This is a genomic window from Vibrio sp. D173a, from assembly GCF_030248475.1.
This window is the reverse complement of sequence record NZ_JAHGAH010000528.1, coordinates 1-662: the sequence shown is the minus strand read 5'-3', so window position 1 is coordinate 662 and position 662 is coordinate 1. Positions and strand designations below refer to the sequence as shown.

The window sequence follows — 662 nt, the reverse complement described above, 5'->3', positions numbered from 1 at the left end:
CGAGATAGCTTCAAGTTTCTGAATACTATCGATTACTTGCTTTGGTGATAGCTCAGTAAGACATTTTAAATGCTTGAATTCACACTCACGCTTGAAACAAGGGCGACAGTCGATGTCAGTATGAACAATTTCGACTTTCTCAGCCAACGGTGGTGTGTATTTAGGAGAGGTTGAGCCATAAACAGCGACAACATTACACCCAACAGCGGCAGCAACGTGCATTAAGCCTGAGTCGTTAGCGACAACAGTTTGGCAAGCTCCGAGCAAGTCTACGGCTTCGATTAAGCTAGTTTGCCCAGCTAGTACATGAATCTTTGATTGCAGCTCTTCTGGCACAAGTGCTTTGATGCCGTTGCAAGTCTCAAGATCTTTCTGTGAACCAAATAACCACACCTGCTTACCGGTACTTACCATAGCTGTTGCTACTTTTGCGTAATGTTCTTCTGGCCATTTTTTCGCTGGGCCAAATTCTGCACCAGGGCACAGCCCTACGGTTGAGTTGTCTATCGTTAGGCTAAACTTCTCAGCAGTTTTTTGTTGTTCGACTTTGTCGATAGTTAAAGCGGGTCTAGGTAAGTTTTCTAAGCCACCTAAAGAGCTTGAATCAAGCATCTTGTCTTTCGGATGAGCTAAAGCCACATAGCGCTCAACCATGTATTGGA

General features: G+C 44.6%; 1 protein-coding gene. It reads right to left on the bottom strand.

All coding sequences use genetic code 11. From position 1 onward, the window contains the following. Positions 1-662 (bottom strand): lipopolysaccharide heptosyltransferase II (gene waaF / locus KIV40_RS27270; RefSeq protein WP_285352321.1); only part of this gene is annotated, 662 nt, incomplete at both ends.